The 20,474-nt window shown below is 44.0% G+C and carries 19 protein-coding genes; 16 read left to right on the top strand and 3 right to left on the bottom strand.

All coding sequences use genetic code 11. From position 1 onward, the window contains the following. The first annotated feature begins 187 nt into the window (after positions 1-187). Complete coding sequence (locus J2T16_RS03585; RefSeq protein WP_090916020.1) at positions 188-682, top strand: RNA polymerase sigma factor; 495 nt, start codon at positions 188-190, stop codon at positions 680-682. Next, on the top strand, positions 679-1,704 hold the full coding sequence (locus tag J2T16_RS03580) for a hypothetical protein (protein WP_499017785.1): 1,026 nt from the start codon (positions 679-681) through the stop codon (positions 1,702-1,704). Before J2T16_RS03585 ends, J2T16_RS03580 begins: the two co-directional genes overlap by 4 nt. 92 nt (positions 1,705-1,796) lie before the next feature. On the opposite strand, the gene J2T16_RS03575 is transcribed toward J2T16_RS03580, so the two are convergent. Then, positions 1,797-2,147 carry a winged helix-turn-helix transcriptional regulator gene (locus tag J2T16_RS03575; RefSeq protein WP_336119930.1) on the bottom strand — a complete coding sequence of 117 codons (351 nt, stop codon included), beginning with the start codon at positions 2,145-2,147 and terminating at the stop codon, positions 1,797-1,799. A 159-nt stretch (positions 2,148-2,306) separates the two neighbouring features. Between J2T16_RS03575 and J2T16_RS03570 the strand changes: the two genes are divergently transcribed. Continuing rightward, positions 2,307-3,221 carry a DsbA family oxidoreductase gene (locus J2T16_RS03570; protein WP_499017784.1) on the top strand — a complete coding sequence of 305 codons (915 nt, stop codon included), beginning with the start codon at positions 2,307-2,309 and terminating at the stop codon, positions 3,219-3,221. 267 nt (positions 3,222-3,488) lie between these two features. On the opposite strand, the gene J2T16_RS03565 is transcribed toward J2T16_RS03570, so the two are convergent. Then, positions 3,489-4,025 carry a GNAT family N-acetyltransferase gene (locus J2T16_RS03565; RefSeq protein ID WP_221788130.1) on the bottom strand — a complete coding sequence of 179 codons (537 nt, stop codon included), beginning with the start codon at positions 4,023-4,025 and terminating at the stop codon, positions 3,489-3,491. Between the two features lie 801 nt (positions 4,026-4,826). On the opposite strand from J2T16_RS03565, the gene J2T16_RS03560 reads away from it, so the two are divergent. The 13 genes from J2T16_RS03560 to J2T16_RS03500 all read left to right on the top strand — a co-directional run bounded on the left by J2T16_RS03560 (position 4,827) and on the right by J2T16_RS03500 (position 18,301). Continuing rightward, positions 4,827-6,209, top strand: a complete 1,383-nt coding sequence (locus tag J2T16_RS03560) for a cytochrome ubiquinol oxidase subunit I (protein WP_221787998.1) — start codon at positions 4,827-4,829, stop codon at positions 6,207-6,209. Further along, positions 6,199-7,212 (top strand): cytochrome d ubiquinol oxidase subunit II, encoded by a 1,014-nt coding sequence (locus J2T16_RS03555; protein WP_090916035.1) that lies wholly within the window; start codon positions 6,199-6,201, stop codon positions 7,210-7,212. The genes J2T16_RS03560 and J2T16_RS03555 overlap by 11 nt, the downstream gene beginning before the upstream one ends. 97 nt (positions 7,213-7,309) lie before the next feature. Continuing rightward, the gene (gene cydD / locus J2T16_RS03550) at positions 7,310-9,070 is read left to right on the top strand and encodes a thiol reductant ABC exporter subunit CydD (RefSeq protein ID WP_260510792.1); all 1,761 of its coding nucleotides are present in this window, start codon (positions 7,310-7,312) and stop codon (positions 9,068-9,070) included. Further along, the gene (gene cydC, locus J2T16_RS03545; RefSeq protein WP_499017783.1) at positions 9,067-10,824 is read left to right on the top strand and encodes a thiol reductant ABC exporter subunit CydC; all 1,758 of its coding nucleotides are present in this window, start codon (positions 9,067-9,069) and stop codon (positions 10,822-10,824) included. Before cydD ends, cydC begins: the two co-directional genes overlap by 4 nt. A gap of 194 nt (positions 10,825-11,018) precedes the next feature. Beyond that, positions 11,019-11,825: a CPBP family intramembrane glutamic endopeptidase gene (locus J2T16_RS03540; RefSeq protein WP_499017782.1), complete on the top strand. Its 807-nt coding sequence runs from the start codon at positions 11,019-11,021 to the stop codon at positions 11,823-11,825. A 205-nt stretch (positions 11,826-12,030) separates the two neighbouring features. Further along, on the top strand, positions 12,031-12,834 hold the full coding sequence (locus tag J2T16_RS03535; RefSeq protein ID WP_253494622.1) for a MerR family transcriptional regulator: 804 nt from the start codon (positions 12,031-12,033) through the stop codon (positions 12,832-12,834). Further along, complete coding sequence (locus J2T16_RS03530) at positions 12,831-13,532, top strand: GNAT family N-acetyltransferase (RefSeq protein WP_221788004.1); 702 nt, start codon at positions 12,831-12,833, stop codon at positions 13,530-13,532. Before J2T16_RS03535 ends, J2T16_RS03530 begins: the two co-directional genes overlap by 4 nt. A 1-nt stretch (position 13,533) precedes the next feature. Continuing rightward, positions 13,534-14,571 carry an alpha/beta hydrolase family protein gene (locus tag J2T16_RS03525; protein WP_221788006.1) on the top strand — a complete coding sequence of 346 codons (1,038 nt, stop codon included), beginning with the start codon at positions 13,534-13,536 and terminating at the stop codon, positions 14,569-14,571. A 108-nt stretch (positions 14,572-14,679) separates the two neighbouring features. Then, entirely contained in the window at positions 14,680-15,324 is a 645-nt protein-coding gene (locus tag J2T16_RS03520) for a hypothetical protein (protein ID WP_221788008.1), read from the top strand. 164 nt (positions 15,325-15,488) lie between these two features. Next, positions 15,489-16,280 carry a MerR family transcriptional regulator gene (locus J2T16_RS03515; protein ID WP_221788009.1) on the top strand — a complete coding sequence of 264 codons (792 nt, stop codon included), beginning with the start codon at positions 15,489-15,491 and terminating at the stop codon, positions 16,278-16,280. Then, positions 16,267-16,746, top strand: coding sequence for a hypothetical protein (locus J2T16_RS03510; protein ID WP_154889000.1), 480 nt, complete (start codon positions 16,267-16,269; stop codon positions 16,744-16,746). The genes J2T16_RS03515 and J2T16_RS03510 overlap by 14 nt, the downstream gene beginning before the upstream one ends. 86 nt (positions 16,747-16,832) lie before the next feature. Further along, positions 16,833-17,570 (top strand): GAP family protein, encoded by a 738-nt coding sequence (locus J2T16_RS03505; protein WP_221788010.1) that lies wholly within the window; start codon positions 16,833-16,835, stop codon positions 17,568-17,570. A 134-nt stretch (positions 17,571-17,704) separates the two neighbouring features. Further along, the gene (locus J2T16_RS03500; RefSeq protein WP_154888996.1) at positions 17,705-18,301 is read left to right on the top strand and encodes a hypothetical protein; all 597 of its coding nucleotides are present in this window, start codon (positions 17,705-17,707) and stop codon (positions 18,299-18,301) included. Positions 18,302-18,857: 556 nt separating this feature from the next. Here J2T16_RS03500 and arfA read toward each other — a convergent pair. Further along, the gene (arfA, locus tag J2T16_RS03495; RefSeq protein WP_154888994.1) at positions 18,858-20,366 is read right to left on the bottom strand and encodes an arabinosylfuranosidase ArfA; all 1,509 of its coding nucleotides are present in this window, start codon (positions 20,364-20,366) and stop codon (positions 18,858-18,860) included. Between the last annotated feature and the right edge of the window lie 108 nt (positions 20,367-20,474).

Below are 20,474 nucleotides of genomic sequence, written 5' to 3'. Positions count from 1 at the left end.
AAGCGGGGCACTTTACCGTTAATGTTAATATGAATGGGCTATTTCAATGACACGCACTTGGTAGTGTGTTGTCAGCGAAATAGCCTTTTTTGCGTGTTTTGCAAGCGGAGATACAAAAAGTGAAAACAAAATGTGACCAAATGTCGTCCGTAAGAGTGTTTAGGGTATAAAGGAGGGCACAACAACCATGCAGCAAACCATATCCCAACCAAGTGATGAAGTCACGAACATCTATGATACATACGCGGATACGCTGTTCCGGATTGCAATGGTTCACCTCGGCAGGCGGGAAGACGCGGAAGAAGCCACTCAGGATACGTTCATTAAATGGATGGAAAAAGCGCCTGCATTCAACGATGCGGAACATCAAAAAGCATGGTTGATCCGGGTGATTACCAACCATTGCAAATCCCTGCTCCGTAAAGGCTGGCGTAAACGGGAAGTCAAGCTGGGAACCGTGGAACCCGTCATGATGGATAATCCTGAAGATCAGGCTTTGATTGAACTGGTGTTGTCTCTGCCCGTGAAATATAGGTCGGTAGTTCATCTCTATTATTACGAAGACTATGGCATCCGGGACATTAGCCAAATTTTAGAGATTAGTGAATCAGCTGTGAAGATGAGATTACAACGGGGGAGACAACTATTAAAACTGGAGCTTGAGGGGGAGGAACAACCATGAACGAACAACAATTCAAACAACGATATAAGAAAGCGGTGGATCAGATGAAACCAGATGACCAGATGAAAAAAAGAATCGAACAGAACGTGAATGTCCAGCGTCAACCCACGAAACGTCCTCGTAAATCGTTGTACATCGTCGCAGCAAGCATTGTTGTCGCCGCCAGTATCGGACTTGCAGCACCAACCGTCTGGCAGCAATGGGGTGGAACGACTGCACCTGCAAAAGAGACTGCGTTAAATAATGGAGAGGTTAACCAAGGAAAGGTTACCAAAGGAGAGACTGCGATCAAAACTGAAAACTCAAATATTGTTCCCGTCGAGATTCCGAAGATTGAGTTACCCAGTGATGATAAGAATGTTAAAGCAAGTATGATCGGATTAGTTGTTTATCATGGTAACGCCTACACCGAATCTGCGACAACGGTGGATGCTGCAGATGCCTTGGCGCTACGAGGTGAGAAACTGGGCAAAACGACTGGTGGCATCCATGAGCTAAGTGGTAAGGATGACTACAAAGAGCTGGCCTCGACGATTGGTACAGCAGATATTTACACCGTGAACGGATACGATTCTGATTTTCGGATTATGTCTTATACGGAAATAGATGGACAAGTTTACGCCCAATTGTTCGATAAAACCAATGGTATGTCGATTAGTAGCGGCACAGATCTAATTGGCAAGCTTAACATCGAGGGTCATGTGACTGCAGCGCAGTGGGAGAGCTTTGATAGCTGGAATAATGGGCTGGGGCAGCTACAGCAACTTCCGGCAGACGAGTCACTGAACCGTTTTATTGAAGCATTGTACAAAGCAACACCGGTTGCAACAAGTTCTGAACTGGAAGAACGTCTCTATGGCAAAGAAGATCGCAAAATGATTTATTTGACCCTGAAAGATAAAACAAAGGTTCAGCTTGTGTTGTTCGGTGAGGAAGGCATGGTGCGTTACGGTCATATACCTGTATTTTTTGAAGTAGAGCAGGGGGCATTTCAGCAATTATGGAACAGTTTGAGTAAATAAAAGGATTATCAATATTCATCCTTAAATTGATGAGGGCAGCCGTAGCCGGGTGCCCTTTTTAATACATGAATTGTCAGAAAGAGAAATTCAGCTTAGACTGTCTCGGTTTTCCCTGTGCCTGCATTCATATTTCTTTGACCCCATAACACCATCGATTCAATTAAAGGAACCAGTTCTTTACCGGATGGTGTGAGTGAATATTCGACTCTTGGCGGAATTTCGTTATATTGCTTACGATGCACGATTCCGTATTGAATCAAATCTTTCAAACAATTGGTTAACATCGTTGGTGTGATGCCCGGCAGCCTTCTTTTTAATTCGTTATATCGAATAGCGTCATCTTCACTTAAAATCGCCAGAATTGGCAGATTCCACTTGCCACCAATCACTTGAAATGCATAAGTAGCCGGACAGAGTTGCTCAAAATTAAAATCATATTTCACACACAAACCTCCAAGCCAAAGTTGTTGTTCCGGTCCATTAGTATACTTTTTGATACTTAGTCAGAAAAAGAATCGTACTTGTTCTGTAGATTGTAGATATTATAATCATACTAACACAAAGTCAATTCAATAGATAAGATCAAAAAGGATGGGATAATGATGAGTAATGAATCCATGATGTGTGATTTGGAAACGGGTGTATGTGGTGTAAGTGATGAAGAAGAAATGCAAGTGATTAATCTAAAGCAGGAAGAGAAAAAAATAACACTTTATTATGCTACAGACCCCATTTGCTCACACTGCTGGGCACTGGAACCTGTGTTGAATCGTTTTATAGAAGAGTACGGTCATTATTTTAATGTGGAGACCAAAATGGGTGGTTTGCTAGCGAGCTGGGAAGGGTTCTCTGATGGGGCAAATGGCATTTCGAAACCTGCAGATGTGGCAGGGCATTGGAGAGAAGTAGGTGAGCACTCACGGATGCCGATTGACGGTTCCGTTTGGCTTGAGAACCCAATCCAGTCATCCTATCCGCCTTCTCGTGTGTTTAAAGTCATAGAGCGCATGTATCCTGGGAAAAAACAAGCCTTTCTAAGAGTTGCACGTGAAGCCGTATTTGCGATGAATCGAAATATTGGAGAAGATGATGTGCTGATTGAGCTTGTGAATGGGCTAGGGCTGAATGGAAAAGAAATCGTGGCCAGTGCTGCTCAGCAATCTGCACAAGACTTGTTGGAAGAAGACTTTGAGATGACTGCCCGGCTAGGCGTAAGAGGTTTCCCATCCATTATTATTGTCAACAAGGAGCAGCAAGGCATTAAAGTGGTTGGGGCTCGCCCTCTGGAAACCTACGTTCAAGCGCTACAGCAGATTCTGGGTGAAGCGCCGAAGCCGAAGAAGATTGCTACATTGTCTAACAAAATCAAAGAAGGACATCTTCTGTTCTCTAGAGAAATTGAAGTACTGTATGACGTAGAGAAGGATCGTGTGGAGTCATTTGTACAATCTGAATTAGAAAAGGGCACCTACCAAGTAAGGCATATCTTAAATGAAATGGCTGTTCAGCGGGTGTAACTGACTCAGGAAAAAGATAGAAATAGAATTAGTACATTTATCCATGTGTTATTGCAAATTCCTCGAGGTCTGTATTCAAATAAAGTCACATTAATACATGTGGATATGAGTTGGTTAATATATGAAGTGTATCTCTGATCTGAATCCACATCGTAAAATAAATGTATTATTAGTTCACTTGGTCTGGTCTGATATTGAAGTAAAAGCAGCTACCTTGGATGGTAGCTGCTTTTTTCAGGTTATCTGTTTTTAAATAAATAGACCGCTTTAAAACAGGTTCTTGAAATATACCAGATGATCCGTCCATTCCTCATGTTCATAGATAAAACCTTTGCGAATACATTCAAACTCCAGACCGACACTTTCAGCCAGCTTGATGGAGGGCAGGTTATCCAGGTTGATATGTGCTTCCAAACGGTGGAATTTTAAAGACTCGGTTGCAATACGGAGGACCTGACGTACTGCTTCTTTGCCGTATCCTTTTTTCCAGTGCTGATTGTGAATCGTGTACCCAAAGCTCGCCCACTGAAAAGGTTCTCTCGCCAAGGTGGCAATATCGATCATGCCCAAGTGGGTGCCATCTTCTTTGCGGAAAACTCCAAAGACATATACTTTATCGTTAAACGCCAGTTCCTGATGTCTTGCTACCAGACGCTCGAACCATTCTAATGTACATTCGCTCATATCCATTTTTCCAGGATCGTGTCGATGCTGGGAGGGAGAACGGCTCTCGAATTCGTGAAGCCAGTTCTCGTAATCTTTATCTTGTAGTGGGCGGATCACGAGTCTTTCGGTTTCTGACATATAATCGAATTTATTTTTAATATTACTCAATAGAACATCTCCTTACGCTATGTATCGTTATTAATCGTTATGAATTGCATGTCTCTCTGTCGGAGGACAGAAGTAACTCTAGTGTAACACAGATCATTTCTAATATTGGTTGGATAATCTCTCAAGGATTCAAACTCAATCAATGAGCAATCAGCTAATATCATTAACACGGCATATCACGGCTAAGCTAGATAATGCAATAGCCCTAAAGGGTGATTGTGCCTATTTTCACGAAGTTGTCAGAAAGAGTTGAGCCTTTCTTGAACGTTTATGAACAAGGGGGTATCAGCGATTGAATTGCTTAAAATTAAGGATATAATAATTTTGATTAATAGGTTTAAGCCAATGATTAAGACGCTGTGTGATCAGAGAAGAAGAGACATCCAACCTTGGATAGCGTTCAAGGGTTTCAGGATTAAATGCACGGGACATGTGGCAACCTATCCTTGTATTTTGGTTTGTGATTTTTTTCTCATAAGTTATTGGAATCGTTTGCCTATAACTAACTTGCGATTCGCTTGAAAGCTAACAACTAACTAATTTACACAAAAACGGAGAGGACAGAAAAAACCTGAAAAAGCGGAGCTAAAAGCTTTCTGAAAGAAAGCTAGCATCGGAAGCATACGCTTCGCCTTTATCACCGGATTTCCCCTTTAAAAAGGGAATCAAAAAAATCTGGGGATAACAGCGATTGTAAGGTTATTCTGTCATCGGAGTGGATGTGTAAAACAGAAGAAGCAATGAATGGAATTTGAGAGGAGGCAATACAAAATGGCAGTCGATACGGTGTTATGGAGCAGACTCGTAACGGGTCTGACACTTGGATTTCACGTTATTTTTGCAACACTTGGTGTGGGTATACCTTTGATGATTGCGATTGCTGAATTTATCGGTATTCGGAAGAAAGACCCCCACTACATACTTATGGCGAAAAGATGGTCACGAGGTTTTGTCATTTCGGTGGCTGTGGGGGTGGTGACAGGTACAGCGATATCGCTACAGCTGGCCCTGGTGTGGCCGAATTTTATGAAGCTGGCTGGTAATGTCATTGCATTGCCGCTATTTATGGAAGTGTTTGCCTTCTTTTTTGAAGCCATCTTCCTGGGCATTTATCTCTATACATGGGATCGATTCAAAAACCCGTATATCCACTGGCTGCTGACGATTCCCGTTGTTGCCGGGGCAGGGATGTCTGCCGTTTTCATCACAACCGTGAACGGATTCATGAACCAACCGGAAGGATTTGTGATGCAGGCTGGTCAATTTACAGCGGTTAATCCCGTACAAGCCATGCTGAATACAGCAACGTTCTCTAAAGTGTTCCATGTCTTAAGCTCGGCTTATCTGACAGGAGCGGCTTTGCTCGCCGGGATCGCGGCTCTTGCGATGTTGAAGAGAGGGGTATCTGCTTACCACAAGAAAGGCCTAAACCTGATGATGGCCGTAGTTCTGGTATTCAGTTTGCTGAACACACTTGCTGGAGATGTATCTGCAAAGTTTTTGGCTGAACACCAACCGGAGAAATTGGCAGCAGCAGAATGGCATTTTGAGACAGAGAGCGGTGCGGATTTGATCCTACTCGGCTGGCTGAATGCAGAACATGAGATTATAGGCGCGTTACATCTGCCCAAGTTGCTCAGCTTTCTGGCCTTTGGAGACTTCAATGCAGAAGTCACCGGGCTGAACGAATTTCCACCCGATGAACAACCGCCACTACTGGTGCATTATCTATTCGATCTAATGGCTGGCATCGGATTTGCTCTACTCGCCATCTCCAGCCTATATTTCCTATTTGTGTTATGGAAGAAGCGTAATCCGCTGAACAAATGGCTGCTTGGCCTAGTTGCACTCAGCGCACCGCTTGCTTTCCTCGCTGTAGAGATGGGCTGGTTCTATGCGGAAATCGGGCGGCAGCCATGGATTATTCGTGGGTACATGCGTGTCGAAGAAGCCGCCACATCTTCTCCGAGTGTGCGAATTTTATTTTTTGTTTTCTTGCTTTTGTATATCGTGCTTGGTGTAATCTGCGTTCTCGTGTTGAAACATTTGTTCAATAACAATCCTGCTGAGCTAGAAATGGAAAAATGGTTGCAGGCCAAACCAAATAAAACGGCAACAGTTGCAGAGAAAGGAGAGCCATCCCATGAGTTATGAGTTAATTGGTATTTCAGTGCTCTGGCTGTTCTTGTACGGATATCTGATCGTTGCTTCCATTGATTTCGGGGCTGGATTCTTTGCCTTTTATGCACGTCTAACGAAACAGGATCATCTGATTAACCGTTTAATCTCTCGCTATCTATCGCCCGTATGGGAGATTACGAATGTATTTTTTGTCTTTTTCTATATTGGTATCGTTGGATTTTTCCCGGATACGGCCTCTTATTATGGCGCAGCCTTGATCGTTCCCGGAAGTATCGCCGTTATACTTTTAGCAATCCGTGGCTCGTTCTATGCTTTTGAGAATTACGGTTCCAAGAACAACATCGTGTACCTGTTTTTATATGGGGCAACGGGTTTGTTGATTCCTGCATCTCTGTCCGTAGCCCTGACCTTGTCGGAAGGTGGTTTCATTCTGAAGCAGGGAGAGACGGTTTCACTGGATTACTGGGCGTTATTCACCAACCCGTTATCCTGGAGCATCGTTGGACTGGCGATTGTCTCTGTATTGTTTATCAGTGGGACTTTTCTGACCTTCTACGCCTCACGGGCAGAAGATCAAGGTGCCTTGAAGCTCATGCGGAATTATTCCTTATTTTGGAGCACACCTACGATTATTTTAGCGCTGACTGCATTTATATATTTGGGTCAGCACAATGAACGTCATTTTCAAAATATGATGGATCTCTGGTGGCTGCTCGCCTTATCCGTCGCTTTCTTCATGGTTGCCATGTGGTTGCTGTATAACGAACGCCGCTACGGACTTGCTTTTATTTGCATCATGCTACAGTTTTTCTGTGCGTTCTTTGCCTATGGCATCGGTCAGTATCCATACATCCTTGATCCGTACATCACAATTCAGAGCAGTGCCACCTCGCCAGCTATGGGTTTTGCACTGGTTGTCGTCTTTATCGGGGGACTATGCCTGCTCATTCCATCTTTGATTCTGGTGTTCAAACTGTTCCTGTTTGATGCGGATTATGTCAAAGGCAACAAATAAAAAGGAGGGTCGCCCTGTGAAAAGGCAAAGGAAAGAGCGAACCAAACAGCAAGGTAAACAATCTGGTCGGCAAAAATCGATTCTGATTCAACAGCAGATGTCTTTACTTCGAAAAAACAGACTTCTCCTTATGGCCTTTTCACTGGCACTTAGTGCAGTGATTATAAGCCAGGCTGTATTTATGGCAGAAGCTGTACAGCGTATTTTTGTAGAAAAGGCGTCCTTATCATCGATCATGCCACTTCTCGGGGTATTACTCACCGTTATGGCTCTACGTACGCTGTTAACATACGGCAACGGCAAAGTTGGTTTGCATATGGCTGCACGTGCCAAAACCAATATGCGTGCAAAGGTGTTACAAAATCTTACTCACACTTCCATGTTCTCTGCATTGCAGGGACAGACAGGAGGCAAGGTCAGCGTTGCCCTAGACGCCATCGATGAGGCGGACAGCTATTTCAGTCAGTACATGCCACGTATGATGGAAGCTTCGATGATTCCGATTGTGATTCTGGTTGTTGCCTTCACACTACATGCCAACACAGGCTGGATTCTGTTGTGTACAGCACCGTTTATTCCATTGTTCATGATTCTTGTTGGCTTGCAGACCAAGAATAAATCTGAAGAAAAGTATGCACAGCTGGCGGAGTTTTCCGGCACGTTCCTCGATTCGCTTCAAGGTCTGGTGACATTGAAAATATTCGGACGGGTGAATCGTCAGCAACAAGAGATCGAACGCAGCAGTCTGGGTTATCGGGATAGCACGATGAGCATTTTGAAGATTGCTTTTACGAATACGTTTATGCTTGAAGCGATTGTCATGTTAAGTATCGGTATCGTTGCGTTAGAGCTTGCCATTCAGCTACTTGTGTATAAATCAATGACCTTTCATACCGCTTTTCTGTTGTTGTTGCTCGTTCCCGAGTTCTACAGTTTGTTAAAAAATACAGGTACCGCCTTTCACAGCGGTCGAACAAGCATGGGCGCTATTCGTAAGGTGGAGCAACTAATTGCGGAAAACGAACAACGAAAAGAGAATTCACAGCCTAAGGAAGTTGAGAAAAAGTCGTCACATCAGCAATTATTGACCGGACCTGCGTCAACGAAGTCAGATATGCCTTCATTCATTGAATTAAAAAATGTCCGGTTTCACTATGTCCCAGGTTCGTTTGCACTTGAAACGGGACATGTATCGATAAAACCAGGAGAAAAGCTCGCCATTGTTGGTCCAAGCGGCTCAGGTAAAACAACCTTATTAAGCCTGATCTCCGGTTTGTTACATCCAACCTCGGGAGAAGTTTGTATTAACGGAAGACCGCTTGTACAAATAAACGAGGCCGACTGGTTTAAACAGATCAGTTATATTACACAGCATCCCTATATTTTTGCAGGCACATTAGCTGAAAATATAGCTATAGGTTCGGGAAGTGATGAACCTCGTGCGGAGATAGAAAAAGCGGCTGAACGTGCAGGACTCACTTCACTTATTACTCAACTGGATAAAGGATTAGATACCCCTGTTGGGGAAGGAGGACGTGGACTTTCTGGGGGAGAAAAACAAAGATTAGCTCTCGCTCGCGCTTTTCTGAAAAAGCCTGCCTTCATCCTGTTTGATGAACCAACAGTTGGACTCGACCTGCGCACCGAACAGATTCTACAGCGTTCTATCGCAGCATTGTCACAACAGGCCACCATCATTACGGTAGCGCACCGATTATATACGATTCAGCAAGCGGACCAGATTTGGTTCATGTCGGATGGTGAACTTGCAGATTCGGGAACACATCAGGAGCTACTAGAACGAGTGCCTGGATATGCCGAAATGGTGCAAATTCAGAGAACAGGAGGGATCGCATGAAAGAGTTAGCTGTTCTGTCCAAGGCGATGATGCAGGAGCGCAAAGATATTTTGCTCTCTATATTATGCGGATTCATTGCAGGCACAGCAGGTGTAGCCCTTTTCTCCGCAAGCGGATACCTTATCTCGCAAACGGTATTTGCACCGCCACTGTACACCTTGATTGTTCTAACGTCGATGGTCAAACTGCTTGGATTCGTGCGAGCAGCTAGCCGTTATGGGGAGAGGCTTGCTTCTCACCGGGCAACCTTTTCTATCCTCAGCCGTTTACGAACCTCATTTTTTGCCAAGCTTATACCGGTTACACCTGGAATTATGAACAAAAACCGAAGCGGGGATCTGCTGGCACGGATCGTTGGTGATGTAGAGAGCTTACAACATTATTTTCTGCGTGTTGCTTATCCGCCTATTATGGTGGTGATGGTATTCCTGAGCACCGTCCTGTTTACAGCGATTTTTTCATTCTGGATTGCGTGTTTACTCATCGTGGGCATGTTGATTACAGCTTTTGTTGTCCCAAGCCTGGTGCTGATCGGTCAACGGAAAATCAACGAACATGTACGTCAGCAACGGGCAAAGCTATCTACAGAGGTAACCGAAGTATTGTATGGTTTTCGTGATTTGAAAGTATATGGACAATTGGCAGGGCGTGAACAGCAACTTCAGCAGGATTCGGCTGAACTCGCAACGCAGCAACAAAGAGCTGCTACACAATTGGTGCTGGGACAATCCATGCATATTTTTGTCACCTATTTGGTCACATGGGGCGTGCTTGTAATCAGTGCTTTTCTCATTGCAGACGGAGTCTTTGCCGGTGTGTATCTTGCGATGTTGATTCTGGCGACACAAACGATGTTTGAAGAATCCGCAGCAATGGCTGTGTTACCAGCGTATAAGTTGGACAGCGAACATGCTGCGAAACGTTTGGCTGAGACTGTGCCTGAACCGCAGACCAATGGCCATGTTAATCAGGCTCATTTGTCTAAAACCCATTTATCTCTGGAAGTCGATGCAGAAGCGGAAGCGGTAACGATCGAACTATCTCATGTTTCTTTTCAATATGAAGGGGAGTGGCGATCTGCGCTAGATGACGTCTCACTCTACCTTGCAGCTGGCTCCAAAACGGCGATTGTCGGGCCAAGTGGCTCTGGAAAATCTACGATTTTGGATCTACTTCTCAAGCTACGGACACCTGCTGCTGGCAACATAAAATTCAATGACATCTCGGTAAATGACTTAAATGAAACAAGCATGTGGCAAAATACACATGTTGTGTTGCAACAGAGCCACTTTTTCCGGGGAACGATTCGGGATAATCTGCTACTCAGTGGTGAGACTCACTCCGATGAATATGTGCAAGATATACTCCATCAAGTTCAGCTTTCTAATGTATCCTTGGACGACACCGTATACGAAAAAGGAGAAAATCTCTCCGATGGTGAGAAACAGCGGCTGGCTCTGGCCCGTGCCATGTTGCGCAAGGGCAGATTATGGTTGCTGGATGAACCAACCTCTTCGCTGGACTACGTTACGGAAGCACGTGTGTTACAGAACTTGCTGAGACAGGCGGCAGAAGACACGCTGCTACTCGTCTGTCACCGTTTGGCAGGACTTGAACGAATGGATCAGATTGTGGTCATGGATCAAGGCCGGATTGTAGAAACAGGCTCCTTCGAGGAGTTGATGGAGCGTAAGGGTTATTTTTACGAGATGAAGAAGATTGAACTGCAAATGATTGGAGAGCAAGGAACTTAAGTCTATAAAGAAAAGCCGCGCATAAGCGGCTTTTTTGCGTTAGATTCGAAACTACCAAACGGCTAAATGGTTACTTTGCTCCAAACTATTGTAAATACAACGATCCATTACGAAGGTTTGTTTGAAAGCAATATTCACGTCATACATATATACTAAAGGTAACTAGTCCAATCATGTGAGGAGGTTCGGTTGAAGTGAGGAAAATAATGCAGTTCCCGCTCGTATGGATGTTTACAGGTGTTATTCTTCTGGGCCTGTCCGGTTTCATGACCCAAAAGCTGTTCGGTGATTCGCAAGGGGTTCTGTCGATTATGCTGGCACTTGCAGGAGGTATCGTCTCCATTGCGATCTACTGGTTTGTAATGAAATTCATGGCAGGGCGCAACGTACAGGAATTACAACTTCGTAGAGCAGGAACTGAGTTGATATTAGGCTCGGGAGTTGGTCTTATCTTGATTGGGGTTTCTGTTGGGATCATCACGTTGCTTGGTGGATACAGCTTTACATGGTCAGCGACGAACGCAGTTGGTTCTATTTTGGCTTTGGCGATTGGTGCGGCCATTGTGGAGGAATTGATCTTTCGCGGCTTGTTCCTGCAAGCGATTGAAAAGCGACTGGGAAGCTGGCTCGCTTTGGCTATAACTTCGCTTTTTTTCGGTTTGGCTCATCTGCCAAATCCCGGAGCAACACTTTGGAGTTCAGTTGCTATTGTCATTGAGGCAGGCATTTTGCTCGGAGCCGGATTTCTGTGGCGGCGTAATCTGTGGTTTGTCATGGGTCTTCATTTTGCATGGAATGCACTGGAGGGAATGTTGGGTATACCGGTGTCGGGCATAGCAACACAAGGCTTTTTTGATGTACAGCTAACCGGATCACTATGGTTGACAGGGGGAAGCTTCGGACTGGAGGCATCCATTGTACCGATTATCGTCAGTTTGCTGATCGCCGTCCCTATGCTGATTAGCGCGTATCACAAAGGAAATATGAAGTCCAAAAGATAGGCGAGCAAACCGCACTTTTTTTTCGAAATGTTAACAAAAAATACGTACGTGAACGTGAAGGGCAAACCGCGAAATGGTTTGTCTTTCATTTTTATGTTTTCACACATACATAAAGGAACATAAGAAATTGAAAATTAAACTTGACCTTAGGTCAGACCTAAGGTTTATGCTACCTATAGATAAGACAACAAAGGTGGAGTTTACGATGAATGATATGAAAGATGAAATTACGATTAGCGAACTAGCTCAGCTGATGCAAGTATCCGTGCACCAGATTCGTTATTTTGAAGAAAAAGGGGTGTTACACCCGGCATATACCGGTGAAAATCAATACCGAATGTATGGAATGGATGAAGTGTACCGTTTAGCTCATATTTTATTGTTCCGTAAGATGGGTTTGTCTGTGCAAGTGATCAAAGAATGCCTGTCACATCTGACGGCCGAGCAGATCACCCCGATTTTCCGACAGGCGCTGAGAGACACGGAGGCGGAGATCCAAAGGCTACAGGACACCAAACTGTTTATTGAAAAACTGCTGGATGAAAAAGAGCAGATTCCTAAGCAAGTTTCTCAGGCAACAGAAGGGACGTATGCGATCGTCCAGCGTGAGGAGTTTCCTTTGTCCCTGTGGTTTGAGATGCAAGAAGCTGAAAGTCTGAGTGCTAAGCACCTGATCCAGCATCGAAACAACATTTCCAATCTGTTTGAAGCGGATATTCATTATGTGCACAACGATTCAGGCATCGTAGGGATGTACACGAAAGCGGAGGGAGGGCAGACTGATTTAACACTACCGTCAGGCTCATACTTATCCCGCACTCTTTTTGTAGAAAATGAAGAAGGAGTGGCCGCAACCGCCCAGGAATTTTATGCTTACGCTGAAGAGCGAGGATACATGTGCTCAGGTCCATTAATCATAATCGAAAAATCATATTTATCGCTGTTTACACCTGACCAACTCCATTATGAACTGCTTTCGTATGTCTCGAACCCGGAGGTGGGAGAGTGATCAGACATCATGGCAACAACGATTTTAGGCCAACGAACCTCCTGAACGCGAAACAGGATCAAACTCCTATGCAACAGGTACAAATTGAACCTATAACACCCGAGCAATATCATACTGTTGCGAAACTGATGGCATTTGGCTTTGGACACAAATTTGTAAAGTTGTCATCACTTTCAGTAACGGAGCTAGCTTCCATTTTCGAGAACTGGTTACGACATACCCCTTATCAAACAGGAAGTCTGCGCGTCACAGCACTCGAGAACGATGTGGTGATCGGTACGATGGCACTGAGATGGAAGAGTAGTGAGATTGGCAAACAGCCTAAAACTATCCAGACAAAATGGTGGAAAATGTACCGTTACTATGATTACTGGAAGTTGCTTCAGTTTATGATGCGTATACAACTGCTTAAACATAAGCCTGAGGAAGGCGAATGTTATATCGAGGATATCGTTGTGCACCCCGATCACCAAGGTAAAGGCGTCGGCAGACATCTCCTGGCTTGGGCACAGCAATATATGCTTCAAACAGCAAATTTATCGTATCTCAGTCTGCATGTAGCCCATCACAATCAGAAAGCGATGCAGATGTACGAGCACTATCATTTTCATAAACAAAACAGCACGAACAGCTTGTTAACTGCCATGCTCCTTGGTGAACATCAATGGAATTATATGATCCGCAAAGGAGACAGCTAAGATGAAACAGAGCAAGCTTAAACATAAAAAAAGTTGGATTTCCTTACTCATCGTCACTTTAATATTTGGCGGTACAGGCCTATATATCGTTGCACAGCAAGACTATAACATGGCCTTGCAATCCTTGGAGATTCCCAGCGCACAAGGGAAATTAACGGGCATTCTCACACTTCCTAAAAAGGGTGCTGATAAAGAAAAGCTTGGTTTAGTGCTCTTTATCCATGGTGATGGCCCTATTGATGCAACGCATAGTGAAGGTTACAAACCGCTGTGGGAACGCCTTGCCTCTCTCGGTTATGCGTCCTTGTCACTGGACAAACGTGGCATCGGAGGTTCAGAGGGGAACTGGCTGGATCAGAGTATCGATGATCGTGTCGTTGAAGCACAACAGGCAATTGCTTGGGCCAAAAAACAACCGATGATTGACGGTTCCCGGATTGGTGTATGGGGAGCAAGTCAGGCCGGCTGGGTCATCCCCAAGCTTGCAGGTAAGGAAGATCTCGCATTCAGCATTCTGGTATCACCAGCGATCAACTGGCTGAAGCAAGGGGAATACAATACGCGGAGTCAGATGGCCAAGGACGGGCATACACAACAGGAGATTGAAGCACAGGTGAAATACGATAATCAGATTAAAGATATTTTAAAACATCACGGATCTTACGAGGAATACACGAAACATATTCGGAAAGACGAAGAACCAATGTCTCGTGAACGCTGGAGCTTTGTCAGCAAAAACTTTAATTCGGATGCTACCGTGAGTCTGCATAATTTCAAAACGCCGGTGTTGCTATTGCTTGGAGAAGATGATGTTAATGTGGATATTCAAGATACGGAGGGTACCTATCGTAAGGAGATTCATCCTTCTTCCTTACTTCATGTCAAAACGTTTCAACATACCGAGCATTCGATGTTGCCTACATCGATTGCCGGGTCGGAATGGAAGATGGGACTGCGTTTTCTATTTGCGCCAAGAAGCATAACAACGGAAGGGTATATGGATGAGATTGAAGCGTTTTTGACGAAAGTGGCGATATAGTTGTAATACAAAAAGATCTGGTACTTCTGGTATAATAGTAATTTCTATAAAGGTATCTTGATTATCCGTTCTGCAAGTAATCCATTATGAAAGGAATGAAGGCTGGGAGTGAGTAAGTGGGAAATTGTTTCTTATGTTGCTATATTTGTTTACACGCTTGTGATGTTGTTGAATGACCAATCGATTTTACTAGTGTTAGGTACAGTGGTGGTTGCTGGACTCATTATGTTTAGCATTTTTGTTTTATATCCTATGGTCTGGGAAACACGTATGGATCGGTTAGAGGCTTTTTTAAGAAGAAAACAAAATGCGCCCTATATTTATATTAATTATGCGACAGCCAACAGGTTGGATGAAGAAGTTGAGCTCACGATGGAAAAGCTGATGAGCAATACATCGGCCAGCAAGTCGACGAAGGCCAACTATCAGGCAGCATACGGTGCTTACCGGAAGGATCTGTTTACCGTGAGAAAAGCGGTACGCGAGATGCGTAAATCGGTTTATCGTACATACTATGAAACGTTTGTCCTGATCGAAGAAGGAGAGACTGAACGAGCCAGAGAGCATTTAAGTTCCATTAAAAGAGAGTGGATGCGATTTGCCCTTCTAGCCGAAATTGAGCGTAAGCTGAATCATTACAAGGAAGCAGAAGAGTTGGCTGCGCAAGCCGTACAAGCTAGTAGAGGAGTTAATCGATACGCGATGACGAAAGAATACGAAAGATATTACACTAAAGAACAGCAGGCACAATAATAGAAATTGTTTTCAAGGAGAGAGGAAGTTCATATCACAGCGAGGACGATGTAAGCATCGTCTTTTTTTCGTTTTATTGAGCAATAGTCTTCTATCGAAATTATGGGGCTTTACCCTAACGTATACGTTATGGTTTATAATGTTCTCAGGAAGGGGAGGTACGCATGATCCTGATTGGAGAATTAGCGAAAAAAACAAATATCAGCAAAAGAACACTTCATTATTATGAACAGATCGAATTGCTACAACCGACACTTATTACGGAAAACGGGTATCGATACTATGATGAGAGTGCTATTCTTCGCCTGCAAAAAATTCTTCTGTTGAAGTCCATCGGCTATACATTAGAACAGATTAAAGAATTGTTTCAGAACCAAGAAAATAAGGGAGACCATGAAAATTGGGTGGCCTCTTTAAACGAACAAATAGAGCTAATTGAACAGAAAAAAGAAGAATTAAGCCGAAAGCAATATTATCTCAGATCAACCCTTCATACGTTAAAATTTGGAGGAATGAGCAATCTCGAAAGTTTATTGCAAATTATTTCCCAAATGGAAGATCGGCCGCTCTCTGAAGGGATAATTCGTCCCGAATACAGCGATGATTTACAGTTAACATCAAGAGAAACGGATATACTGAATCATCTGCCTATACTCGGGAGTAACGATCCGCGAATGGAGGGACTTTTAACTATTTTCCAACGTGTACGATCCTTGATGCCCTCATCTCCCCATTCTGAAGAGGTCCAAGTCGTTGCGAGGCAATTGTATGAAACAGCATTAGAGCTGTTTGATCATGATGAAAAACTACTCGACAAGTATTGGGAACTTATCAATCCAAGAGATGCGTCTGAGCCTGTAGTCATGGGCATGGATCATGAATTCATGTCCTATGTTGATGAGATGATCCGCTTTTTTCTAAAACAAAGAGAGGACATTGCTAATGAAGGAGATTAAACAAAACAAGACAAAAATTAAAAACATCTGGATTCTGTTATTGCTCTCGGGTCTGCTTATAATATTCTCAGCTTGTGGAATGACAGAAGATGTAGTGAATGATGAACTGGATCGTGAAAAGTCAAAACAAAATACAGCACATGAGTCGGATGGCATCGTCGTTGAGGTGCTTGTTGAAAGTGATGTTAATTCGGCATCTGATCTGGAAGTAGAGATCAATGCTCGAAAAAATCCGGAGAGTGTATATTGGGATACGATTGAAGTTCCGTACAAAGATAGATTTGTTATTCCAAAAGATACGTTTATTCCGCTGCTTTCAACTCACGTTAGGGCAAAAGCAGATGACAGTGCAAGCTGGATAAGCTGTTCCATTTGGTATGACGGGGAGTTAGTTGCATCTCATAAGTCGCGAGGGAGCGATGCGAAGGCTGTCTGTGAGAAGAAGTTCCAGCTGGGGCCAGGATAACTTCGTTCGTAGATGGAGGTCCTGTTCTATGTTCTACATTTTGTTCCAGCAAGTGGTTAAAATTATAACAGAGAGTGAGGAACATCATGACGTTAACAGCAATGTTATTTACCCTTGTACTGCTAGCACTAATAGATTCAACGAGTTTGGGCACTCTCTTAATTCCTGTCTGGTTACTGATGACACCTGGGCGTGTTCGAGTAGATCGGTTTTTGATCTATATATTCACAGTGTCCGGTTGTTACTTTGCAATTGGCCTCATCATCATGTTTGGAACAGATTCATTTCTGAAACAATATGCACCCCTAATGGGATCTCAGCCCTTCCTTTTAGGACAACTGGTGATAGGTATATTGTTAATGATTGTAAGCCAACTCATGGATACCAAAAAATCTCGGGCTCGTGCTGCGGAACGTGCAGGAAGTGGGGAAGGTACTATTTTAAAATGGAGGGCTCGTGTTACGGGAGAGACCGTTTCCAGCAGAAGTTCTATTAGTATACTTATTGGGCTTGCCCTGACCGCGGTCGTACTGGAACTTGGAACGATGTTGCCCTATCTAGCAGCCATAGGCGTATTAGTTAGTGAAGGACCTGCCTGGCCTATGTCGGGAATTCTGTTACTGGGATATTGCTTCGTTATGATATTACCTTCGCTCATTTTGCTGGCAGGGAGATTGCTCGCCTACCCTGTTTTGAAACAACCTCTAGCTAAAATGGATAGGTGGCTGGTGAACAATGCACAGAATGCTACTGCCTGGATTGTAGGTATCGTTGGTTTTTTGCTAACGGTTAATGCAGTTTATGATTTAGGCTGGTTTCAGTGAGACGATGTGGTATAAGCCGTGTTGACAGAACCCGTATCTTTTCTCTTTTCGGCACAAGCATGTGTTATTCGCACAGGCAAGTCGTCCACCCATCGCGTAGACTAGAGTAGATCAAGTCGAGTGAGGTGAATTCCATGGCTAAGACCAATGAAATACACGTGAAGGCAAAACGATTCAAGGATCGTCCGGTCTGCGTGACTCTTCATAATGGTGAGACGTACATCGGGTACATCTCTGGCGTGAGCAACGAGGGTGTAGAGCTTACCGGGGGCGGGAAATTTACACAAACTTCAACAACCACGGCAAAAAAAGCGCGGGCGGTACGGAGTCGTGATCGTCAAATGAAAAACAAACCAATCAAGTCAAACAAGTCCGTATCTTCTTCAAGCCGGAAAAAGGTTAATCGTTCCCGCAAATCCTCCGTGCAACCCCGGGTAACTTCACATAGATCCTCTCGTCAACGTCAGGCACAGGTATCATCCTTTATGCCGATGATGGGATCTTTATTAGGTGGACTGGGCGGGGCAGGATCATTTGGAGGCATGCTCGGAGGCGGCATGCGTTTGTTCGGCATGATTCAGCGTTTTGTGCCTGTTGTGAAAATGGGCTACGGCATGATTAAACAAATCCAGCCGTTTATGGGAGCTGTGCAAGGGTTGATGTCACCAGCAAGTCAGGCATCGCAGACCGAGGATGAAGCTGAAGCCGAAGCGGAAACCCAACGGGGGTAACTTGAGTACACAAGTGTAGTGTCGAGAACATGTTGATGTGCTAAGAAATAGTGGAGAAAAGATTAGTAAACACTCCTAAGTCGCTATTATAGCGGCTTTTTTTATCATTTAAGTTGTTTCGGAATAGGATAAAGATTCAATGCGAGCTCCAATACTTACTCAATTTCTATAATTAAGAGGCGGAAACAACAGAGCATTAGAGATCTTATCGAGCAAAAGCGCTAACGATCACCAGGAACCTTATTGGGCCGAATATCGAGCGTTCCAAATTCTAACGATCATGAGAGACCTTATTTTGTTGAAACACGAGATTGTACCTTGAAAACAGCCGAATTGTCCAAAATAGCGTCTCCTGTGATCGTTAGAATAAATAATGGGCTCAAAAGAGCCAAATAAGCTCCGCTGAGATCGTTAGAATTTAAGCTACATACTGAGGCCATTTAAGCACCTCAATATCCCATTACCACACGTCCGTCAGCAAAGGCAAAAGCTAATACTAATGCTAAAGCCCAGAGCGGGTATGCTCTGGGCTTTTTGATCTTATGCGATTTGTCGATTACGCTTGTTTTGTTTTCAAACGGATTACGTTCCAGGACGCTTTGTTCAGCACAGCTTGTACTTTACCTTGATCCACGGTTGTATGTCCGCCGTTGTGAGGCAACACGTTACGTGGATTTTCTTTGGTATTGCTTGCTTTCAGGTCATTGTTTTCCAGGACAATGTGTTCTACAAATGTTGTTTCCCCGAACGAACGAAGATCAACATTCAGTTCCATGGCCTCATCGAGATGTCTGTTCACCGCAAAGATGGTGATGGTGCCATTTTCTTCATCATGTACACTGATGGATTCGAGATAAGGTACATCCGTGAAGTCTTTTGAATCATATTTAGGTGAAGATGTGATGGACCGCAGCACCGTACCACGTCCGAAGTTGGAAGCGTGCAGGAACGGGAAGTACGTCGTTTGTAACCAGATTGCTCCGTTATTTTCAGTCATGATTGGTGCGATCGTGTTAATCAACTGCGCAAGGCAAGCCATTTTTACACGGTCAGCATGTTTAAGAATGGTGATCAGGTAACAGCCTACTGCCAGTGCATCTTCATGCGTGTACACATCTTCGAACTCAGGAGGTGCAATCTGCCAACGTTCTTCCATACGGCTTGTACCAATGGATTTCCACACATTCCATTCATCCAGAGAGAGCATCAATTTCTTTTTGCTACGTTTTTTCGCTTGTACAAAATCACAGATCGAAGCCACACTATCAATAAATTGATCCAGATCCAGTGAGGTTGCTAGGAAATCATACGTGTTGTCTTTGTTGTTATTGTAATACTGATGCAGAGACAAGTAGTCTACATTTTCATAGGTAAGATCAAGCACAGTTGCTTCCCAATCTGCAAATGTCTTCATGTCACGGCTGGAGCTACCACATGCAACGAGCTCGATCTCTGGATCAACCCATTTCATCGCTTTGGCTGTTTCATTGGCAATACGGCCATATTCATATGCGGTCATCGCACCAATCTGCCAAGGACCGTCCATTTCATTGCCGAGGCACCATGTTTTGAATTTATGTGGATCTTTATATCCGTGAGAGATACGCAGATCACTCCAGTATGTGCCCGAAGGGTGGTTGCAATATTCAACCAGATTTCTGGCTGCATCGATACCGCGAGTTCCCAAGTTAACAGCCATCATCACTTCCGTACCTGCCAGCTTAGCCCAATCTGCAAATTCGTTCGTACCTACCGCATTCGTTTCAATCGTCCACCAAGCCAGCTCTAGTCTACGTTTACGTTCAGCTACTGGACCCACGCCATCTTCCCAGTTGTAACCGGATACGAAGTTGCCGCCAGGATAACGAACGATGGGTACGTTAAGCGCTTTAATCGCTTCAATAGCATCCTGACGGAAGCCTTGTGCATCTGCGGTTGGATGACCTGGATCATATATGCCGCCATACACGGCACGTCCCAAATGTTCTATAAATGAACCGTAGACACGCGGGTCTACTTCAGCAATTTGAAAATCTTTATCGATCAGCATTTTGGATTTAAGCATAGTGAAAACCTCCATAAGATTGAATTTTATAGTGCATGTGAATGATTGTGTAATACATATCATCGTTTGTAATGTCATATGATGTCGCTAATCTATATTGAATTCGCC

The sequence above is a fragment of the Paenibacillus intestini genome (genome assembly GCF_030803945.1).
Classification (GTDB): Bacteria; Bacillota; Bacilli; order Paenibacillales; family Paenibacillaceae; genus Paenibacillus; species Paenibacillus polysaccharolyticus.
This window is presented reverse-complemented; position numbering and strand designations above follow the sequence as displayed.

Bases quoted from the DNA above. Each gene is read 5' to 3' on its own strand.
- J2T16_RS03585 (WP_090916020.1), top strand. From the start codon at position 188: ATGCAGCAAACCATATCCCAACCAAGTGATGAAGTCACGAACATCTAT.
- J2T16_RS03580 (WP_499017785.1), top strand. From the start codon at position 679: ATGAACGAACAACAATTCAAACAACGATATAAGAAAGCGGTGGATCAG.
- J2T16_RS03570 (WP_499017784.1), top strand. From the start codon at position 2,307: ATGAGTAATGAATCCATGATGTGTGATTTGGAAACGGGTGTATGTGGT.
- J2T16_RS03565 (WP_221788130.1), bottom strand. From the start codon at position 4,025: ATGTCAGAAACCGAAAGACTCGTGATCCGCCCACTACAAGATAAAGAT.
- J2T16_RS03560 (WP_221787998.1), top strand. From the start codon at position 4,827: ATGGCAGTCGATACGGTGTTATGGAGCAGACTCGTAACGGGTCTGACA.
- J2T16_RS03555 (WP_090916035.1), top strand. From the start codon at position 6,199: ATGAGTTATGAGTTAATTGGTATTTCAGTGCTCTGGCTGTTCTTGTAC.
- cydD (WP_260510792.1), top strand. From the start codon at position 7,310: ATGTCTTTACTTCGAAAAAACAGACTTCTCCTTATGGCCTTTTCACTG.
- cydC (WP_499017783.1), top strand. From the start codon at position 9,067: ATGAAAGAGTTAGCTGTTCTGTCCAAGGCGATGATGCAGGAGCGCAAA.
- J2T16_RS03535 (WP_253494622.1), top strand. From the start codon at position 12,031: ATGAATGATATGAAAGATGAAATTACGATTAGCGAACTAGCTCAGCTG.
- J2T16_RS03525 (WP_221788006.1), top strand. From the start codon at position 13,534: ATGAAACAGAGCAAGCTTAAACATAAAAAAAGTTGGATTTCCTTACTC.
- J2T16_RS03515 (WP_221788009.1), top strand. From the start codon at position 15,489: ATGATCCTGATTGGAGAATTAGCGAAAAAAACAAATATCAGCAAAAGA.
- J2T16_RS03510 (WP_154889000.1), top strand. From the start codon at position 16,267: ATGAAGGAGATTAAACAAAACAAGACAAAAATTAAAAACATCTGGATT.
- J2T16_RS03505 (WP_221788010.1), top strand. From the start codon at position 16,833: ATGACGTTAACAGCAATGTTATTTACCCTTGTACTGCTAGCACTAATA.
- J2T16_RS03500 (WP_154888996.1), top strand. From the start codon at position 17,705: ATGGCTAAGACCAATGAAATACACGTGAAGGCAAAACGATTCAAGGAT.
- arfA (WP_154888994.1), bottom strand. From the start codon at position 20,366: ATGCTTAAATCCAAAATGCTGATCGATAAAGATTTTCAAATTGCTGAA.